The sequence below is a fragment of the Ramlibacter aquaticus genome (assembly GCF_015159745.1).
Lineage (GTDB): Bacteria > Pseudomonadota > Gammaproteobacteria > Burkholderiales > Burkholderiaceae_C > Ramlibacter > Ramlibacter aquaticus.
Genome location: NZ_JADDOJ010000208.1, coordinates 1 through 405 on the forward strand (window position 1 = coordinate 1; position 405 = coordinate 405).

A 405-nucleotide genomic window follows, 5' to 3' on the forward strand; every position below is an offset into this window, starting at 1 on the left:
CTGGTGCACATCGACCGGCTGGGCGAATCGTCGCGGCTCGGCCGGCTGTGCTCCGAGCAGATCGCCGGCCGCATGGTGCAGCGCGGCGTGCGCGTGACCGAACTCAAGATGCGCGAGAGCCTGGCGATGGTGCCCGGCCAGGGCGAACTGCTGCTGTCGCGCGAAGTGCGCGAGGTGAGCCGTGCGCAGTCGGCGCAGGCGGTGGTGGTGGGCACCTACGCCGCCACGGCCCAGTCGGTGTTCGTCGGCCTGAAGCTCGTGAGCCCGGCCGGCAACACCGTGCTGGCAGCGCACGACTACGTGCTGCCGGTGGACGACAACGTGCGCATCCTGCTCTCCATGCGCTGAGGGCGCCTCCAGCGCGCTTGGCCGGGGGGGCAGGCAAAAAAAATCCCGGCACGGGGC

Annotated in this window: 1 protein-coding gene; it reads left to right on the forward strand. The window is 71.1% G+C overall.

What is annotated here, in order from left to right; all coding sequences use genetic code 11:
• Positions 1-348 (forward strand): FlgO family outer membrane protein (locus IM725_RS20145; RefSeq protein WP_265335016.1); only part of this gene is annotated, 348 nt, incomplete at its 5' end.
• Positions 349-405 lie beyond the last annotated feature (57 nt).